At 70.4% G+C, this 16,956-nt stretch carries 18 protein-coding genes; 12 read left to right on the plus strand and 6 right to left on the minus strand.

Features of this window, described 5'->3' with window-relative positions; all coding sequences use genetic code 11:
* Positions 1-52 precede the first annotated feature (52 nt).
* Entirely contained in the window at positions 53-670 is a 618-nt protein-coding gene (locus ACFCXS_RS01600) for an RNA polymerase sigma factor (RefSeq protein WP_376640861.1), read from the minus strand.
* Positions 671-943: 273 nt separating this feature from the next.
* On the opposite strand from ACFCXS_RS01600, the gene ACFCXS_RS01605 reads away from it, so the two are divergent.
* Entirely contained in the window at positions 944-2,362 is a 1,419-nt protein-coding gene (locus ACFCXS_RS01605) for an N-acetylmuramoyl-L-alanine amidase (protein WP_376640863.1), read from the plus strand.
* Between the two features lie 2 nt (positions 2,363-2,364).
* On the opposite strand, the gene ACFCXS_RS01610 is transcribed toward ACFCXS_RS01605, so the two are convergent.
* From ACFCXS_RS01610 to ACFCXS_RS01625, 4 genes are all read right to left on the minus strand, one after another.
* Positions 2,365-2,760: a hypothetical protein gene (locus ACFCXS_RS01610; protein ID WP_104777767.1), complete on the minus strand. Its 396-nt coding sequence runs from the start codon at positions 2,758-2,760 to the stop codon at positions 2,365-2,367.
* 153 nt (positions 2,761-2,913) lie between these two features.
* Positions 2,914-3,468 carry a hypothetical protein gene (locus ACFCXS_RS01615; RefSeq protein ID WP_376640866.1) on the minus strand — a complete coding sequence of 185 codons (555 nt, stop codon included), beginning with the start codon at positions 3,466-3,468 and terminating at the stop codon, positions 2,914-2,916.
* A gap of 108 nt (positions 3,469-3,576) precedes the next feature.
* Entirely contained in the window at positions 3,577-4,083 is a 507-nt protein-coding gene (locus tag ACFCXS_RS01620; protein ID WP_376640868.1) for a hypothetical protein, read from the minus strand.
* A gap of 95 nt (positions 4,084-4,178) precedes the next feature.
* Positions 4,179-5,780 (minus strand): glycoside hydrolase family 20 protein, encoded by a 1,602-nt coding sequence (locus ACFCXS_RS01625; protein WP_376641498.1) that lies wholly within the window; start codon positions 5,778-5,780, stop codon positions 4,179-4,181.
* 290 nt (positions 5,781-6,070) lie between these two features.
* On the opposite strand from ACFCXS_RS01625, the gene ACFCXS_RS01630 reads away from it, so the two are divergent.
* From ACFCXS_RS01630 to ACFCXS_RS01680, 11 genes are all read left to right on the plus strand, one after another.
* Complete coding sequence (locus ACFCXS_RS01630; protein ID WP_376640870.1) at positions 6,071-6,565, plus strand: 2-oxo-4-hydroxy-4-carboxy-5-ureidoimidazoline decarboxylase; 495 nt, start codon at positions 6,071-6,073, stop codon at positions 6,563-6,565.
* A gap of 199 nt (positions 6,566-6,764) precedes the next feature.
* Complete coding sequence (gene sdhC / locus ACFCXS_RS01635) at positions 6,765-7,145, plus strand: succinate dehydrogenase, cytochrome b556 subunit (protein ID WP_010047075.1); 381 nt, start codon at positions 6,765-6,767, stop codon at positions 7,143-7,145.
* Positions 7,146-7,150: 5 nt separating this feature from the next.
* Positions 7,151-7,633, plus strand: coding sequence for a succinate dehydrogenase hydrophobic membrane anchor subunit (locus tag ACFCXS_RS01640; RefSeq protein WP_053674630.1), 483 nt, complete (start codon positions 7,151-7,153; stop codon positions 7,631-7,633).
* A 19-nt stretch (positions 7,634-7,652) separates the two neighbouring features.
* Entirely contained in the window at positions 7,653-9,407 is a 1,755-nt protein-coding gene (gene sdhA, locus ACFCXS_RS01645) for a succinate dehydrogenase flavoprotein subunit (protein WP_376640873.1), read from the plus strand.
* Positions 9,407-10,186, plus strand: a complete 780-nt coding sequence (locus ACFCXS_RS01650; RefSeq protein ID WP_053674628.1) for a succinate dehydrogenase iron-sulfur subunit — start codon at positions 9,407-9,409, stop codon at positions 10,184-10,186. The genes sdhA and ACFCXS_RS01650 overlap by 1 nt, the downstream gene beginning before the upstream one ends.
* 154 nt (positions 10,187-10,340) lie before the next feature.
* The gene (locus tag ACFCXS_RS01655; protein WP_376640876.1) at positions 10,341-10,961 is read left to right on the plus strand and encodes a Uma2 family endonuclease; all 621 of its coding nucleotides are present in this window, start codon (positions 10,341-10,343) and stop codon (positions 10,959-10,961) included.
* A 99-nt stretch (positions 10,962-11,060) separates the two neighbouring features.
* The gene (locus ACFCXS_RS01660) at positions 11,061-11,891 is read left to right on the plus strand and encodes a hypothetical protein (RefSeq protein WP_376640878.1); all 831 of its coding nucleotides are present in this window, start codon (positions 11,061-11,063) and stop codon (positions 11,889-11,891) included.
* A gap of 87 nt (positions 11,892-11,978) precedes the next feature.
* Positions 11,979-12,749 carry a hypothetical protein gene (locus tag ACFCXS_RS01665; RefSeq protein WP_376640880.1) on the plus strand — a complete coding sequence of 257 codons (771 nt, stop codon included), beginning with the start codon at positions 11,979-11,981 and terminating at the stop codon, positions 12,747-12,749.
* Between the two features lie 739 nt (positions 12,750-13,488).
* Positions 13,489-13,896, plus strand: a complete 408-nt coding sequence (locus ACFCXS_RS01670) for a hypothetical protein (protein ID WP_376640882.1) — start codon at positions 13,489-13,491, stop codon at positions 13,894-13,896.
* 60 nt (positions 13,897-13,956) lie between these two features.
* Positions 13,957-14,496 (plus strand): thiol-disulfide oxidoreductase DCC family protein, encoded by a 540-nt coding sequence (locus ACFCXS_RS01675; protein ID WP_376641499.1) that lies wholly within the window; start codon positions 13,957-13,959, stop codon positions 14,494-14,496.
* A 56-nt stretch (positions 14,497-14,552) separates the two neighbouring features.
* On the plus strand, positions 14,553-15,299 hold the full coding sequence (locus ACFCXS_RS01680; protein ID WP_376640884.1) for a TetR/AcrR family transcriptional regulator: 747 nt from the start codon (positions 14,553-14,555) through the stop codon (positions 15,297-15,299).
* A gap of 2 nt (positions 15,300-15,301) precedes the next feature.
* Here ACFCXS_RS01680 and ACFCXS_RS01685 read toward each other — a convergent pair whose 3' ends face one another.
* On the minus strand, positions 15,302-16,855 hold the full coding sequence (locus ACFCXS_RS01685) for an ABC transporter substrate-binding protein (RefSeq protein WP_376640886.1): 1,554 nt from the start codon (positions 16,853-16,855) through the stop codon (positions 15,302-15,304).
* Between the last annotated feature and the right edge of the window lie 101 nt (positions 16,856-16,956).

Consider the following 16,956-nt stretch of genomic DNA (forward strand, 5'->3'; position numbering starts at 1 on the left):
GCCCTGTTCAGGGCGGAGGACCCGGCGCAGCCGCCCGGGACGCCGTCGTCACTCATGTCGACTCCCCCAGCGTCCGGGGAGCCTCATCCGTCACACCCTCGCCGCCCAACTGGGCCGCGAGGCGCCTCAGCCCCCGGTACGCGGCCGTCCGCACGGCGCCCGGCCGCTTGCCCAGGACGCGGGCGGCGGCCGGTCCGTCCAGCCCCACCACGACACGCAGCAGTACGGCCTCGGCCTGGTCCTGGGGCAGCCCGCCGACCAGTCGCAGGGCGCGCTCGGTGGACAGGGACTCCAGCGCCTCATCGTGCGTGCTGTGCGGTCCCGGCAGGTCGAGGACGTCCTGTTCCGGCGCGGAGGACTGCGGGCGCACGCGGCGGCGGCGCAGATGGTCCAGCGCCCGGTGCCGGGCGATGGTCGCCGTCCAGCCGCGGAACCCGGCTCCGTCGCCCTTGAACCGCCCGAGGTCCCGGGCGATCTCCAGCCAGGCCTCGGAGGCCACGTCCTCGGCGTCCTCGCCGACCAGTCCGCGCAGATAGCCGAGCAGCCCGGGGTGCACGATCCGGTACGCATCCGCGAAGGCCGCCTCGTCACCGTCCTGGGCCCGCACGACGGCGGCGCCCAGTTCCCCGTCGCGCGCCCGCGCGCGGCGTGGCTCCGCTCCCTGGCCCAAGAACCGTCCTCGTGTCTGTGCCGTCTCCTCCACGGTCATCAGCGCCTGGCTCCTGAGAAGTGTCACAGCGCCGGGCGGGGGCCGGCCGCGGGGAGGCGCCGTTCACCGCCCCGGCCACCAGGACGCCGGCCGGCGGCGCGCGGCCGGACGGCACCCGGTGGGCCGTCCTCCGTTCGCCGGATTTCTCGGGGCGGGCGACCGGACGGCCCCGGGCGGCGGGAATGACGATCAGGACATCACCGCCGCCGCCACCGGACCGGAGACGAGCACCGAATGACACGCCTTCTGCTGCGCACCGCCGTCGCCACGGCCCTGACCCTGGGTGCCCTCGGCCCGTGCCTGCCCGCCAACGCCTCCCCGTCGGACGGTGTGCACACCGTCCGGGTGCCGGACGGCGACCCCCACGACCGGTCGCTCGCCCCGCGCACCACCGAGCCGTTCAGCCTGATCGGCATCACCTGGGACGATCCGGACGCGGTCTTCGACGGCACCGCCCAGGTGCGTACCCGCTCCCGGAAGAACGGCGCGTGGACCGCCTGGCGTCCCCTGGACACCGAAGGCCGTACCCCCGAGGCCGGCCCCGACCGTGACCGGGCCGGCGTGCGCGGCAGCACCCAGCCGCTGTGGACCGGGCCCTCGGACGGTGTCCAGGTGCGCGTGACGGGCTCGCGCCTGCCGGAGGGCCTGCGGGTCGAGCTGGTCGACCCCGAGGCCGGGTCGGATGCCGTGCACACCTCGGCTGCCGGGCCGGACCCGGTGGACACCTCGGCTGCCGGGCCGGACCCGGTGGACACCTCGGCTGCCGGGCCGGACCCGGTGGACACCTCGGCTGCCGGGCCGGACCCGGTGCACACCTCGGCTGCCGGGCCGGACCCGGTGGACACCTCGGCTGCCGGGCCGGACCCGGTCGGGCCCGCCGCCGGCCCGCTCTCGGCCCAGCGTCCCACCGTGACCTCGCGCTCCGCCTGGGGCGCCGACGAGTCCCTGGTGAAGGACCCGCCCACCCTGACGGGCAACACGAAGGCGGTGTTCGTCCACCACACGGCGGGCACCAACGACTACTCCTGCTCCCAGTCGGCGTCGATCGTGCGCGGCGTGTTCCTGTACCACGTGCAGAGCAACGGCTGGAACGACATCGGCTACCACTTCCTCGTCGACAAGTGCGGCACCGTCTTCGAGGGACGTGCGGGCGGCATCGACAAACCCGTCCTCGGCGCGCACACCTACGGGTTCAACACCGCCACCAGCAGCGTCTCGGTGCTCGGGGACTACTCCACGGCGGCCACGAACGCCGCGGTGCGCGCGTCGGTCGCGAAGGTCGCGGCGTGGAAGCTCGGCCTCTACGGCGTCGACCCGACCGGCACGGTCGTGCTGACCTCCGGCGCCGACAACGGCAAGTACAAGCTGGGCCAGAAGGTTACGTTCCACCGCATCTCCGGCCACCGCGACGGCTACCCGACCGAGTGCCCCGGACAGAACCTCTACGACGACCTGCCCGAGATCCGCACCCTGGCCTCGAACGCCGCGACGACGGCCGCGCCCGCCGCCGAGCCGCCCGACGGACCTCCGGCCGGCAACGAGAGCGTGGTCGAAGGCGTCGAGGGCGTCGAGGGCGTTCTCGAAGGCGTCGAAGGCATCGAGGGCGTGGAAGGCGTGATCCAGCGCGTGGACGGGCAGGCCCGCGCGCGCTGACGCTAACGCCGGGGCGCGGTGCTCATCGCGTCCCGGCACAGCAGCCGCAGCGATCCATGACCGCCGTAGCAGCGGCGGGCCTCGTCGATGGGGTCCCACAGGCGCCCGTCGGGGGTGCGGATCCAGTGGTCCCCGCCGGTCGCCCACCACTCGGCGCCGGTCTGACGCGCCATCACCTCACCCGCGTACGCGCCGAAGCCGCGCAGCACCTGCTGGACCGCCGCGTCGGGCGCTCCCTCCCGCCGTATCCCCTCGATCATCCGGTCGATGCTCCACAGGCTCTGCGCCGAGTAGTCGAGGCGCAGCCGTGCACCCTCGCGCATCGTCGCCACCGTGTCCGCCGCCCATCGCAGCGGCTTCGCAGCCGCCGATGGCCTGGTCTCCGCTTGAGTCGTCACATCCCGGAAAGCGCTGGGGCGAAGCGTTTCGTCACCCGGAATCGGCGGCTTCCCCGAAGCGGCGCAGGACCGCCCCACCTCACCCAAGGGACAGTCACAGGACCCTCCCAGGAAGGGGGTTTAGGGCCCCTCGGCGGTCAACGGCGCCGCCCTTCAGCCGCGCTGCCGGCTCCGGCGGGACACCACCGCGCGCAGGACCCGCCGCCCCTCGACCGACAACTCCAGGGCCCGGCGCAGCCCGGCCGGGCCGTGTCCGGCCAGGACCTCCAGGACGGTGATCTGACGGCGCAGTTCGGCGGCGACGAGGGGCGACATGCCCTCCGTACGGCCCTCGCGGCGGGAGTCGACGGACGAGGCCTCGTCCTCGGCGGTGTCCAGGAGCCGGTGGATCTGGAGGGAGGCGACGGAGCAGCCGTCGGCCCACACCCGGACCGCGGCGGCGGACCGCTCGGCGGGAGCGGCCTCGAGCATCCGGAGGGCGAGCGCGGCGGCCTCGTCCCCGGCGCCGGCCGCGTCCAGCTTGCCGCGCGCCTGCTCCAGCCGCTCGCCCCACTCCTCGGCACCGGCGCCGTCGCTGAGACTCGCCCACACCGGCCTGAGGACCTCGTCGTCGCCGCCCAGCAGGGGCACGCACCGATCCAAACAAGCCAGCCCGCTCGCGGCCAGCCCGCGTTCGTCGGCCTGTGCGATCAACTCCACCAGGCTCATCCACGCCTCCCTCCGCGGGTCCTCTCCGGGGCCCGATCAGGCCACGACCGGCCCTCAGCCCTCACGGAACCCGCACTTCCCCTTACTGCGTGCAACGGGCCCGGAGTGTCACAGGGGCACCACGCCCAGTCTGTCGAGGAAGCGGAACAGCAGGTTTTCGGCCAGGGGGTCAGGGTCTGAAGTCAGTACGTCCACGAGCGCCTCGGCGTTCACCTCACGCCCGGCCTCGGCGGCCCAGCGCACGGCGTGCTCGGCGGCGTCGCCCGGCTCCAGGAAGTAGTCCTCCAGCGAGAGGCCCTCCCGGTCGGCCCCCAGGTACCCGGCCATCGCGGTGCGCGCCAGGCAGGTCGTCCACGCCCCGCTCTCCGGGGCCGCGGCCTCCAGCACGACGCACTCGCTGTTCATGACGTACCCGAAGAGCGCCGGCGCCCCGGTCTCCCTGGCGAGGGCGTTCATGTTCCCGATGTCGCCGTCGCTGCTCGGGTACTCCCACACCTGCCATCCGCCCGGCGCCGAGGCGCGCCGCGTCGGACCGTCCCCGGCCCCCGCCAGCGCGTCCAGCTCCGGCAGCGGCCGTTCCCCCCGGCCCACGACGAAATACCCCCAGTAGCCCATGTCCCGGTTCCCCCCGGCATGTTCGATTGCGGTCGCGTCAGAAGACCACCACAGCCGTACGGGAGTTCGCAGCCGTATGCGCCAATTCGTGCCGGTCAGCCGAGCCTGTCCGCCAGCGCCCGGAACTCGGTCCAGGACAGCTCCGGCTCGCCCGGGTCCCAGAGCTTCTGGACGGTCGCCCGCAGCGGCATCCGGATCCCGGCCGCCACCTGGTCCTGCGTCTGGGAGTCCGCGAGGTCGCACCACACCGCGAAGGACCCGCCGAGGATCTGGTCGTCGTAGCGCGCGGGGACGGCCGCGGTGCCGCGCAGCACCCGGGGCGTCCACTGCTTGTAGATCCGCTCCCCCGTCGGGTAGACGAAGGTCTGCGGTTCGCCGAGCACGTAGTACATGAACTCGTCGTTGTAGTTGATCACCTTGCGGCCCGCCTGGAGGTACTCCAGGGGCGCCCGGGCGCCGATCTCCTTGCCGGTCCAGTAGGCGACCTGGATGTCCTTGGCGGCCTGCACGGAGGTGCCGCGGAAGAAGCCGTCGTTCCAGGCGCGCGGGGTGCGCTGGTGCCGCCGGACGGTGTCGGCCCGGTCGTTCAGCCAGCCGGTGGTGAGGTCGGCGACCGTCGCGCCGGAGCCGTACTTCTCCTGGGCGGCGGCGGCCAGCTGCGGGAACGACGCCTCCGGGTTCGACCGGGTCAGCGCCTGGTACTCGTCGCCGCCCAGGTGCCACGGCCCGCCGGGGAAGAGGTCCGCGTACTCGTCGAGCAGGTCGTCGACGATCTCGGCGCTCTCGGCCTTGGAGATGTCGACGGCGCCCTGCACCGCCGAGCCCTGCGCGGTGCGCAACTGCAGGTCGGGGTGGGCGTCGATGACCGCGCCGAGGTGCCCGGGCGAGTCGATCTCGGGCACGATCGTGATGTGCCGGCTCTGCGCGAGGTCGATGATCTTGCGCACCTGCGCCTTGGTCAGGTGCTGCCGCGAGACGATCTCGGGGTGCGAGGCCGACTCGATCCGGAATCCCTGGTCGTCGGAGAAGTGCAGGCCCAACTGGTTGAACTTGAGGTCGCCCAGTTCCCGGATCCGGTCCTCGATCCACCCGGCCGTGAAGTTCTTGCGCGCGATGTCCAGCATGAACCCGCGCTGCGGCTTGGCCGGTGCGTCCTTCACGACACCTTCGGGCGCGGTGCCGCCGTCGTGGGTCTCCTGCTTGAGCGTGCGGGTGCCGTAGAAGACCCCGGTGTCGGTGGGCCCGTCGATCTGCACCCGCCCGTCGCGCACGGTCATCGTGTACGACTCCGGGTTCGCGCCCTTGTCGCCGTTCAGCGCCAGCCGCAGGTCCCCGGCCTTCTTGTCGCCCTTCTCGCCCGCGTAGGTCATCCCCAGCTCACCGGCGACCAGCCGGCCCTCGTCGGCCAGCGCCGGGTCGTCCACGACCACCCTGTCGCCCTTCTCGGGTTTCCAGCCGGGGCCGCGCGCCGGCTCGTGGTCCCGCACGGCGGGGATGGTGCGGGGTGTCTCGGACAGGGGGTAGGAGCGGGTCGGGCTGGGAGTGGGGGCCGCTTCCGGCGCCCTGTCCGGGGGCGCCGCCGCGGTGGCACCCCGGGAGGATCCCGCCTCCTGGCCCGTTGACCCGCCGTCACCCCCCGAGGCCGCCCACAGCCCGAGACTCACCCCGGCCCCGACCACGACCAGGGCTACAGCCATGGCCACGACCAGCACCTGCCGCTGTTTCTCCTGCTTCGCCGAAGTCCGGCGCCTGTGCTGACTCACCCAGCCAACCTAAAACCCGTGGCCGCCCGGCGCGCGTCCACCACGCGTGCCGAAACTCTCCCTCCCGGGTGAAATTCGTGCATCCTTCGGACACGTCACGGTCGTACTCGATAGCGTGACGTCACATCTCTCACAACTTGCCCTGCCGACACACGTGACGCCCACGAGGACCCCCGCTGCCCGCGCACCACGTCCCAGATCTCCCCGGCCGACTCGCCATACCGGTGGAGCACTTCAACGCCGCCTCCGAGGAGGACCTGGAGCAGGCCCTCCTCTCCTGCCTGCGCAGCCTCCGCTGGGCCCGGCGCGTCGCGGCCCACCGCCCCTACCCGGATCTGGACTCCCTGCTGGCCGCGGCGGACGAGGCGGCCTACGACCTGGCCTGGTCCGACCTCACGGAAGCGCTGGCGGCCGAGCCGCTGCCCGCCCTCCCGCCGGACACCTACGCGGCCGCCCACACGGCCCTGAGCGCGGCCCACGCCGCCTACGAGGCCCGCTTCGGACACGTGTTCGTCATCTGCCTGGACGGCCTGTCCCCGTCGGAGACCCTGGACCGCCTCCTGGAGGCCATCCGGTCACGATTGACGAACGATCCGGAGGAAGAGCGGACGGTAGTGGCCGACGAGCTGCGGCACCTGGCGAAGGAACGGCTGGTGGACGCCCTGAGGGGCGCGGGGAACTGCGCGACCGACCACAAGGCACCCGCACCCGGCCGCTGAACGGGACGCCCCACCCCCCTGGCCGCACTAGCCCAGCAGTACCCCTTTGCGTGCCAGTTTGATCACACCCCGGGACCCCGGCGCAGCCCGGCCGCAGCGCCTCGCTACGATGCTGGGGGCCGGTGGACCGTACCCGGCCGGGCCCGACCGACACACCAAGCCGGCGCGGCCCCAATCCCCGCTCCCGGAGGAAACTTCCGTGCCGGCTGGAACGCTGTACCGCGGCCGGGAAGGAATGTGGTCCTGGGTGGCTCACCGAGTCACCGGCGTCCTCATCTTCTTCTTCCTGTTCGTCCACGTGCTGGACACCGCTCTCGTCCGCGTGTCCCCTGAGGCCTACGACAACGTCGTGGCCACGTACAAGACGCCGATCGTCGCGCTGCTGGAGTACGGCCTCGTGGCCGCCATCCTCTTCCACGCGCTCAACGGCCTGCGTGTCATCGCCGTCGACTTCTGGATCAAGGGCGCCCGGTACCAGAAGCAGATGCTCTGGACCGTCGTCGCCCTGTGGGTCGTGCTGATGCTCGGGGCGATCTACCCCGTCCTCGGCCACGCCGCTCGTGAACTGTTCGGGAGCTGACGCACATGTCCACGACTGACAAGACCGCCGCCGGCGTCGGCCCCGTCGAGGGCGGCGCCGTCTACACCGTCGACAACCCGGCGCCCTTCATCGAGGCCCCGCGCCAGCGCACCAAGAAGACCCCGAAGAGCACCCGGGGCAACTTCGAGATGGCGGCCTGGCTGTTCATGCGCCTGTCCGGCGTCGTGCTGGTCGTCCTGGTCCTCGGCCACCTGCTGATCCAGCTCGTGCTGGACGGCGGCGTCTCCAAGATCGGCTTCGCCTTCGTGGCGGGCCGCTGGGCGTCCCCGTTCTGGCAGGTCTGGGACCTGCTGATGCTGTGGCTCGCCATGCTGCACGGCGCCAACGGCCTGCGCACGGTCATCAACGACTACGCGGAGCGCGCGAACACCCGGCTGTGGCTCAAGGGCCTGCTCTACACCGCCACGGTGTTCACCATCCTGCTGGGCACGCTGGTGATCTTCACCTTCGACCCGAACATCCGCTAGGCACGGGGTTGCGAGAATCATGAAGATCCACAAGTACGACACCGTCATCGTCGGCGCCGGTGGCGCGGGCATGCGCGCGGCCATCGAGTCCACGAAGCGCAGCCGCACCGCCGTGCTGACCAAGCTGTACCCCACCCGCTCCCACACGGGCGCCGCGCAGGGCGGCATGGCCGCCGCGCTGGCCAACGTGGAGGAGGACAACTGGGAGTGGCACACCTTCGACACGGTCAAGGGCGGTGACTACCTGGTCGACCAGGACGCCGCCGAGATCCTGGCGAAGGAGGCCATCGACTCGGTCCTCGACCTGGAGAAGATGGGCCTGCCGTTCAACCGCACCCCGAACGGCACGATCGACCAGCGCCGCTTCGGCGGTCACAGCCGCAACCACGGCGAGGCCCCGGTCCGCCGCTCCTGCTACGCGGCCGACCGCACCGGCCACATGATCCTCCAGACGCTGTACCAGAACTGCGTCAAGGAGGGCGTGGAGTTCTTCAACGAGTTCTACGTCCTGGACCAGCTGATCACCGAGGTCGACGGCGTCAAGAAGTCGGCGGGCGTCGTGGCGTACGAACTCGCCACCGGCGAGATCCACGTCTTCCAGGCGAAGTCCGTGGTCTACGCGTCCGGCGGCTGCGGCAAGTTCTTCAAGGTGACGTCCAACGCGCACACGCTGACCGGTGACGGCCAGGCCGCGGTCTACCGCCGCGGGCTGCCGCTGGAGGACATGGAGTTCTTCCAGTTCCACCCGACCGGCATCTGGCGCATGGGCATCCTGCTGACGGAGGGCGCCCGCGGTGAGGGCGGCATCCTCCGCAACAAGGACGGCGAGCGCTTCATGGAGAAGTACGCGCCGGTCATGAAGGACCTCGCGTCCCGTGACGTCGTCTCCCGCTCCATCTACACGGAGATCCGTGAGGGCCGCGGCTGCGGTCCCGAGGGCGACCACGTCTACCTCGACCTCACGCACCTCCCGCCGGAGCAGCTGGACGCCAAGCTCCCGGACATCACGGAGTTCGCGCGCACCTACCTCGGCATCGAGCCCTACACGGACCCGATCCCGATCCAGCCCACCGCGCACTACGCCATGGGCGGCATCCCGACCAACGTCGAGGGTGAGGTCCTGGCGGACAACACCACCGTCGTCCCGGGCCTGTACGCGGCCGGCGAGGTCGCCTGCGTCTCCGTGCACGGCGCCAACCGCCTCGGCACGAACTCGCTGCTGGACATCAACGTCTTCGGCAAGCGCGCGGGCATCGCCGCCGCCGAGTACGCCCAGAAGGCCGAGTTCGTCGAGCTGCCGGAGAACCCGGCGGAACTCGTGGTCGAGCAGGTGGAGCGGCTGCGCGACGCCACCGGCACCGAGCGGGTGGCGGAGCTGCGGCGCGAACTGCAGGAGACCATGGACGCCAACGTCATGGTGTTCCGCACCGAGCAGACGATCAAGACGGCGGTCGAGAAGATCGCGGAGCTGCGCGAGCGCTACCGGAACGTGTCGATCCAGGACAAGGGCAAGCGGTTCAACACGGACCTGCTGGAGGCCGTCGAGCTGGGCAACCTGCTCGACCTCGCCGAGGTCATGGCGGTCTCCGCACTCGCCCGCAAGGAGTCCCGCGGCGGTCACTACCGCGAGGACTACCCGAACCGTGACGACGTCAACTTCATGCGGCACACCATGGCGTACCGCGAGGTCGGCGCCGACGGCTCCGAAACCGTCCGTCTCGACTACAAGCCGGTCGTCCAGACCCGCTACCAGCCGATGGAGCGTAAGTACTGATGGCTACCCCTGTTCTGGACAAGGAAGACGCGGCCGGCAAGCCCGAGCCCGGTTTCGCCGACTCCCCCTACATCACGGTCACCTTCCGGATCCGCCGGTTCAACCCGGAGGTCGCGGCGGAGGCGGTCTGGGAAGACTTCCAGCTGGAGATCGACCCCAAGGAGCGTGTCCTCGACGGTCTCCACAAGATCAAGTGGGACCTGGACGGCACTCTCACCTTCCGCCGCTCCTGCGCGCACGGCATCTGCGGCTCGGACGCGATGCGGATCAACGGCAAGAACCGTCTTGCCTGCAAGACGCTGATCAAGGACATCAACCCCGAGAAGCCGATCACGGTGGAGCCCATCAAGGGCCTCACGGTCCTGAAGGACCTCGTGGTCGACATGGAGCCGTTCTTCCAGGCGTACCGCGACGTCATGCCCTTCCTCATCACGAAGGACACGAACGAGCCGACGCGTGAGCGTTTCCAGACGGCCGAGGACCGCGAGCGCTTCGACGACACGACGAAGTGCATCCTCTGCGCGGCCTGCACCTCCTCGTGCCCGGTCTTCTGGAACGACGGCCAGTACTTCGGCCCGGCCGCCATCGTCAACGCGCACCGCTTCATCTTCGACTCGCGTGACGAGGCGGGCGAGCAGCGCCTGGAGATCCTCAACGACCGTGACGGAGTGTGGCGCTGCCGCACGACCTTCAACTGCACGGACGCGTGCCCGCGCGGTATCGAGGTCACGAAGGCGATCGCAGAGGTGAAGCGTGCGCTGATCACGCGCCGCTTCTGAGCGTTCTGCCGCTTGCTCATGAGGGCCCTGTTTCCGCTGGAAACAGGGCCCTCTGGCATATGCCACACCTTCGAGTGACGAAGCGCGGGACGGACGCGGGGGCGGTGTCCGACCTACGATGATGCCCTCGACACCAGTTCCCAGGAGGCACCTGATGTCCGCAGCTTCCGTCGAGCAGCCCTTCCACGAAGAAGAGCCGGTCACCCTGACGACCATCGCCGACGAGATCATGGAGCGCCATCCGGGCTACCGCGTCGAGATCATCGGAGGCCATCTCCTCGTGACCCCGTCCCCGGACGCACCTCATGCCCGAGCCCTCACCGGCCTCATGATCCCGTTCATCGCCGCCGGCCTGCACGGCGGAGAGACCGAGACTCTCCAGAACGTCGGCCTATGGCTCCCCACCGGCGCCGAGGACTACGCCATCCCCGACCTCGTGGTGGTGGACGCCGACATCGACGACCACCTCGTCGAGAACAACGCCTACGACCCGGCCTGTTTCCGTCTCGTCCTGGAAGTCACCTCCGGCAACTGGAAGGACGACCTCAAGACCAAGGTCGCCGCCTATGCCGAGGCCAAGGTGCCCGTCTACGTCGTCGTCGACCGCAGGCACCAACGCCTCCACGTCCTGACCGAGCCGGTGGGAAGCGGCTACGAAAACCACCGCCCCCACGCCCCTGGCGAACTCGTCACCCTGCCTGACTCCATCGGCGCGAAGGTGACCCTGGACGTGGAGGAGATCCTCAAGGCCGGGCAGGCGAGAACGGGCGACTGAGTCGCCAGGCCTCGGAACCGGCCAGATTCAGGACGGTTCCGGCCACCCGTCGCAGGGCTCCTGTGACTGATGTGGCCGGGCGTGGCCAGACTGACGCCCATGACGCCCCTGAGGAAAGCCACCGTCGCGCTCGTAGCCATGACTGCCGCGCTGCTGCCGGTATCCCCCACCGCCTCGGCAAGTCCCTCCCCGCTCCTCGCACGGGAGACCTTCGACCGCCTTCCCCTCGGCCCGGTCACCGAAGGCCGTGGGTGGACCGCCGACACGTCCAACGGCACGCTGACCATTGCCCGTTCGTCGTCCGGCCACGGCCGCGAAATCCGCATCCGCACCGAGGGCAACGGCCGTGCCTTCCTCGCCTTTTCCGGCCTCAAGCCGCCCGGCAACAGCTTCTGGGCCCGGCTGCGGCTGCGCGTGACCGCATTCCCGACCGCCCCCGACTGGGCGCACTGGACCCTCGCGGAGGCCTCCGGCGCCGACTCCCCCACGCTCGTCCGGCCGCTCGGTGGGCAGTACGCCCCCACCGAGAAGGGCAACTTCTACGGCGTCGGCTCCGACCTCGGGCCGACCGGGGACTGGACGTCCTGGAAGACCTCGGCCCCGGCAAGGGCCGGCACATGGCAGTGCGTCGAGTTCCACATGGACGCCGACGACAACCGTGTCACCGTCTACTTCGACGGCGTGCCCCAGCCCGACCTGACCGTCTCCACCGACCGGCACGGAGGCACGTCGGACCCGTTCGTCTTCCCGACGTTCGACCGGCTCAAGCTGGGGTGGCAGCTGTACCAGGCCGACCCGAACCCGTCGTCGTACGACGTACGGATGGACGACATCGCGGTGAGTTCGCGGCGGGTGGGGGGGGTGTGCGCTCCAGAAGGATGGGCAATCCCGACGGGAAAGAAGAGCGGACTCCATGCCAACGCTTCGTGAAACACGATGAGTTGAAGAGACCTATGTGATGGTGGCTTCTCCGCCTGTCGCTGCGGAGATGTCGACACGTCTTGAACGGAGTGTTCCATGCAGAAGGTCATCGACTACATCGAAGAACATCGGAAGACGTACGAGAACCATGCATTCTTCACTCGCCTGCTCGCCGACGAGTCGCTCCCCGGAGAGAGGCGTCTGGCGTGGGGGCCCAGCGTGGTCCCCTTCATCATGGGCTACTCCGACCTGAACAAATACGTCTTCCGCAAAGACGAAGACAACGCCCGGCCCGATCAGCTGCAGGCCCTTCTGAACGCGCACACGTACGAAGAGGACTTCCACTGGCAGTGGATGCTGACCGACCTCGAGAAGCTGGGGGCCGACAGCAGCATGCCCCTGTCGGACGCCACGCGGGTCCTGTGGAGCGCCGACTTCAGCCACTCTCGACGTCTCTGCCTGGAACTGGCCGCGCTCGCCGCGGGCGCCCCCACGTACGCCGTTTTCGCGATGGTCGAGTCCATCGAGGCTGTCTCCATCACGATCTTCACCCACTGCCGGGGAATCACCCTGCGGGACGGCCGCGAATGTGAGTTTTTCGGCACCAAACACTACATGGCGGAGGCGTCGCACAGCATAAAGTCGCCCGAGGTGGAAGAGAAAAGCCTGCCGTCCCTCGACGACGCACAGCGCGAGGAAGCCAAGCGGGTGGTGGACCGCACGTTCTCGCTCTTCGACAACTGGTCCGACTCGCTCCTGCGGTTCGCTCTCGAAAGCGGGGACCACGAGCGCACGTACGAGAGGGTGATCCAGGAGAGCAAGGACCTGCTGCCGGAAGCCGAGGCAGCGGCCGCTGCCGCCTTCTAGCCTCGATCGTTGCAGGTCGACTGCAGGCCCCGGGGAGAGTCACGTTCGCCGGTTGAGCATGTGACGCTCTGAGCCGGGTGCCTGACCCGCGTGATCCCCGGGGTGTGCGATACCGGCCGGCGACGCTACGCGCGGTGGGCGTGTGTGCGATGACCGCGCGGGGCACAACTCACTGACCGCGATCGCGGAGTGGGCAAGACACTGCGACCAAGCGGTACTTGCGGCACCTCGGCTGTCCCTGCGATCCGCTCGCCGGCCGCTTCACAGCTCTCGGCGAGCGGACCTTGCGGGACGTTTTCGGCAAGGTGGACGCCGCCGCGCCCACCCAGGCCGGCTTCGCCCGCCCGACGGCCCTGACGCCCTCATCCCCCTGCGCCACGGCACCGGACGGTGTCCGTGAGCGGGAACAACGGCGTGCGCATCGGACCGCCGCACCGCAACAAGGCGACGTTCGGCCGCCGCGACGGGCGTTCGCGGTGGATGGAAGCCCCCGGAAGACCTCCGGCGGACGGGCGTTGCACTCCGCGACCCCCAGGACCACCCGGCGCCGGATCAGTTCCCTTACGGTCAGCCGTTCTTCGGCGATCTCCAGCCGCCAGGCCGTGCGCCGCTCCCCTGCCGTCGTCTCGTCGACGAGGCACCACTGACAATCGCCCCGGCACTCGTATTGAACATGTTCAAAAGTAGGTCTAGAGTCATCCCCGACAGCGTTTTGAACGTGTTCAAGAAGGGTGGGGCTATGGACCGCACGGTCATCGCCTACGTCATCTACTTGCTGGTCAGCATCGGTCTGACCGTCTGGGTGGCCCGCACGCTCAGCCGTAACGGGAGGGTCTTCCTCGCCGACGTGCTGCACGGCAACGAGAAGCTCGCCGACGCCGTCAACCACCTGCTGGTGGTCGGCTTCTACCTGGTCAACCTCGGGTTCGTCGCGCTGTACCTGAGCGGCGACGGGACCATCAGCGACGCCCGGGGGATCTTCGAGGCCCTGTCGACCAAGCTCGGCGTGGTGCTGCTCGTGCTCGGCGTGATGCACCTGGCCAACGTCTACGTGCTCAACCGGATCCGGCGCCGGGGCGCCATGGAGCCGGAGCAGGTGCCGCCGGTCCCGCCGCAGGGCTGGGTCGCCCCGCAGGCTCAGGCCTGAGCGGAGACCCACGTGAACGCCACCGGCACCAGCACCAGCACCAGCACCAGCACGACCGGAATGAACGCCACCGGCTCACGCGCGGCCACCCCGGTCCGCCGGCTCACCGTCCTGTACGACGCCGAGTGCTCCCTGTGCGCGTTCCTGCGCGACTGGCTCCAGCGGCAGCCGAAGCTGGTACCGCTGGAGCTGGTCCCGGCCGCCTCCGAGGAGGCCCGGCGGCGCTTTCCCGGCCTCGACCACGGCGCCACCCTCGACGAGATCACCGTCGTCGGCGACGCCGGGCAGGTCTACCGGGGCCCGGCCGCCTGGGTGGTCACCCTGTGGGCGCTGCGCGAGCACCGCCCGCTCGCCCACCGGCTCAGCACCCCGTCCGGCGCCCTCCTCGCCAAGGGCGCGGTGCTCGCCGCCGCCAAGTGGCGCGGCGCGCAGTGGCAGAGGGTGCAGGGCGGCGGGACGCAGTGGCAGAGGGCGCAGGGCGGCGGCGCGCAGTGGGGCGGGCGGGTCTACCGGCGGGCGGACGGCTGGTCGTACGACCCGGACAGCGGCTGGAGCTACACCGCGCCGGGCTGCGCCGACGGCACCTGCGCCCCCCGGTAGCCGCACCCATCACCGCACCGACAGCCGCAGCGGTGCTGACGTTAGGCTCTCTTTCCGTGTCCGCGAAGAACGACGGCCCCGACGACGGCGCCCTTCCCAGCAAGTCCGAGCAGACCCGCGCCCTGATCCTGGAGACGGCCATGCGGCTGTTCCAGGAGCGCGGCTACGACAAGACGACGATGCGGGCCATCGCCACGGAGGCCGGGGTCTCCGTCGGCAACGCGTACTACTACTTCGCGGGCAAGGAGCACCTGATCCAGGGCTTCTACGACCGGATCGCCACCGAGCACCAGGTGGCGGTCCGGGAGATCCTGGACCGGGAGCGCGACCTGGAGGCCCGGCTCGCGGGGGTGCTGCGGGCCTGGCTCGACATCGCCGCGCCCTACCACGAGTTCGCGGTGCAGTTCTTCAAGAACGCCGCCGACCCGGACAGCCCGCTCAGCCCCTTCTCCCCCGAGTCGGAGCACGCGCGCGAGGAGGCCATCAGCGTCCACCGGGAGGTGCTCGCCGGGGCCACGAAGACCAAGGTGCCCGAGGAACTGCGGGACATCCTGCCCGAGTTGATGTGGCTGTCCCAGATGGGACTCGTCCTGTACTGGATCTTCGACCGCACCGAGGGGCGCGAGCGCAGCTACCGGCTGGCCGAGCGTGGTGCCCGGCTCACCGCGCGGGGTGTCGCACTGGCCCGCTTCCGGGTGCTGCGGCCGCTCGTGCGCGAGGTGCACGAGCTGTTCACCGAGTTCCTGCCGGGCATGACGAACGCCATCCCCGATCCGGCGGCCCGTCGGCGCTCCGACTCCTGACGTCAGAGGGCGGTGAGGCTCCACAGGCGGAACACGCCCGTGCCGTCCGAGAGGTACTGGCCGCCGCCGACGTCCTCGGTGGCGACGACGTACTCCTTGGCCTGCCACAGCGGCAGCACCGGGACGTCCTCGGCGACGGTGTCCTGCACCGAGCGGAAGTCCCGCTCGGCCTCGGTCCGTTCGGCGAAGCGCCGGCTGTCCTTGATGAGCCGGTCGACGGTCTTGCTGCTGTAGCCGGTGTTCATGGCGCTGCCGGTGCCGACGAGCGCGGCGCCGAAGGTGTCCGGGTCGGGGAAGTCGGCGACCCAGCCGACGGCGTACGCGTCGAGCTTGCCGGTCGCCCACTGCTTCTGGAAGGCGGTCCACTCGTAGCCCTTGAGGGTGACCTGGAACAGGCCGCTCGCCTCCAGCTCCTTCTTGATCTCGGCCGCCTCCTGCTCACCGGCGCCGCGCCCCTTGGCATAGCCGTAGGTGAAGTGCACGGGCAGGCTCACGCCGGCCTTCGTGAGAAGTTGCCGGGCCTTCTGCGGGTCGGGCTTCGGATAGTCGTCGAAGAACGAGGCGGTGTGCCCGGTCAGGCCCGCCGGGATCAGGGAGTACAGCGGGTCCACGGTGCCGTCGTAGACGGTGGCGGCCAGCGCCTCGCGGTCGATCAGCCAGGCCATGGCCTGCCGGACCTTCGGGTTGTGCAGCGGCTTGCCCGAGCGGGTGTTGAAGTACAGGTTGCGGGTCTCCGAGCCGTCCGCCTCGTAGACGTGCTGGGCGGGGTCGCTCGGGTTCAGTCCGGCGAGGACACCGGGCGGCAGCTGGTCGGTCGCCACGTCGACCTGCTTGTCCTTCCAGGCGGTGTCCAGGGCCTGGGGGGTCGCGTAGTAGCGCATGTCGACGGGCCGGCCGGTGCCGGCGGCGGCGCCCCGGTAGTGCGGGTTGGGCGCGAGGACCGCCTCGTGGTCCTTCGTGTACGAGGTGAGGGTGTACGGGCCCGTCCCGTCGACACCGGCGTCGGTGCGGAGCTTGACGGCCGAGTAAGCGGTGTGGTCGACGATCGAACCGGCGCCGGTGGCCACCTTGAAGGGGAACGTCGCGTCCGGCGAGGTCAGGTGGAAGGTGACGGTCATGCCGTCGGCGTCCACGGAACCGAGTGTGCCGAGCAGGGACGCCGGGCCGACGGGGGCCTTGATCCGCAGGATCCGGTCGAAGGAGTACTTCACGTCCTCGGCGTTCATCGTCCGGCCGCTGGGGAAGGTGAGGCCGTCGCGCAGCTCGCAGCGGTAGGTGGTGAGGTCTCCGTGCACGAAGGCGCAGCTCTTCGCCGCGTCCGGCACGGGGGCGGTGCCGCCCGGCGCGAAGGTCAGCAGCGACTGGAAGACGTTGCTGAACAGCGCCCAGGAGCCCGCGTCGTAGGCACCGGCGGGATCGAGCGAGGTGACGCCGTCCGTCGTACCGACCGTGATGGTCTTCCCGTCGCCCTTCGACGGCAGGAACTGCCAGGCGCCCACGCCCGCGGCGGCCAGGACCAGCAGCCCCGCGAGTATCCGTATGCGAACCGATCGCATCGGCTTTGCCCTCCCCAGACCCCTGAAGGCCCTTGTGCGTATGCCGCACCCCTTTGCGGCGGGCTCACCCAATCACAGGAATTTGCGCAGGGGGAAGGGAG

The sequence above is a fragment of the Streptomyces sp. NPDC056373 genome (genome assembly GCF_042262425.1).
Lineage (GTDB): Bacteria > Actinomycetota > Actinomycetes > Streptomycetales > Streptomycetaceae > Streptomyces.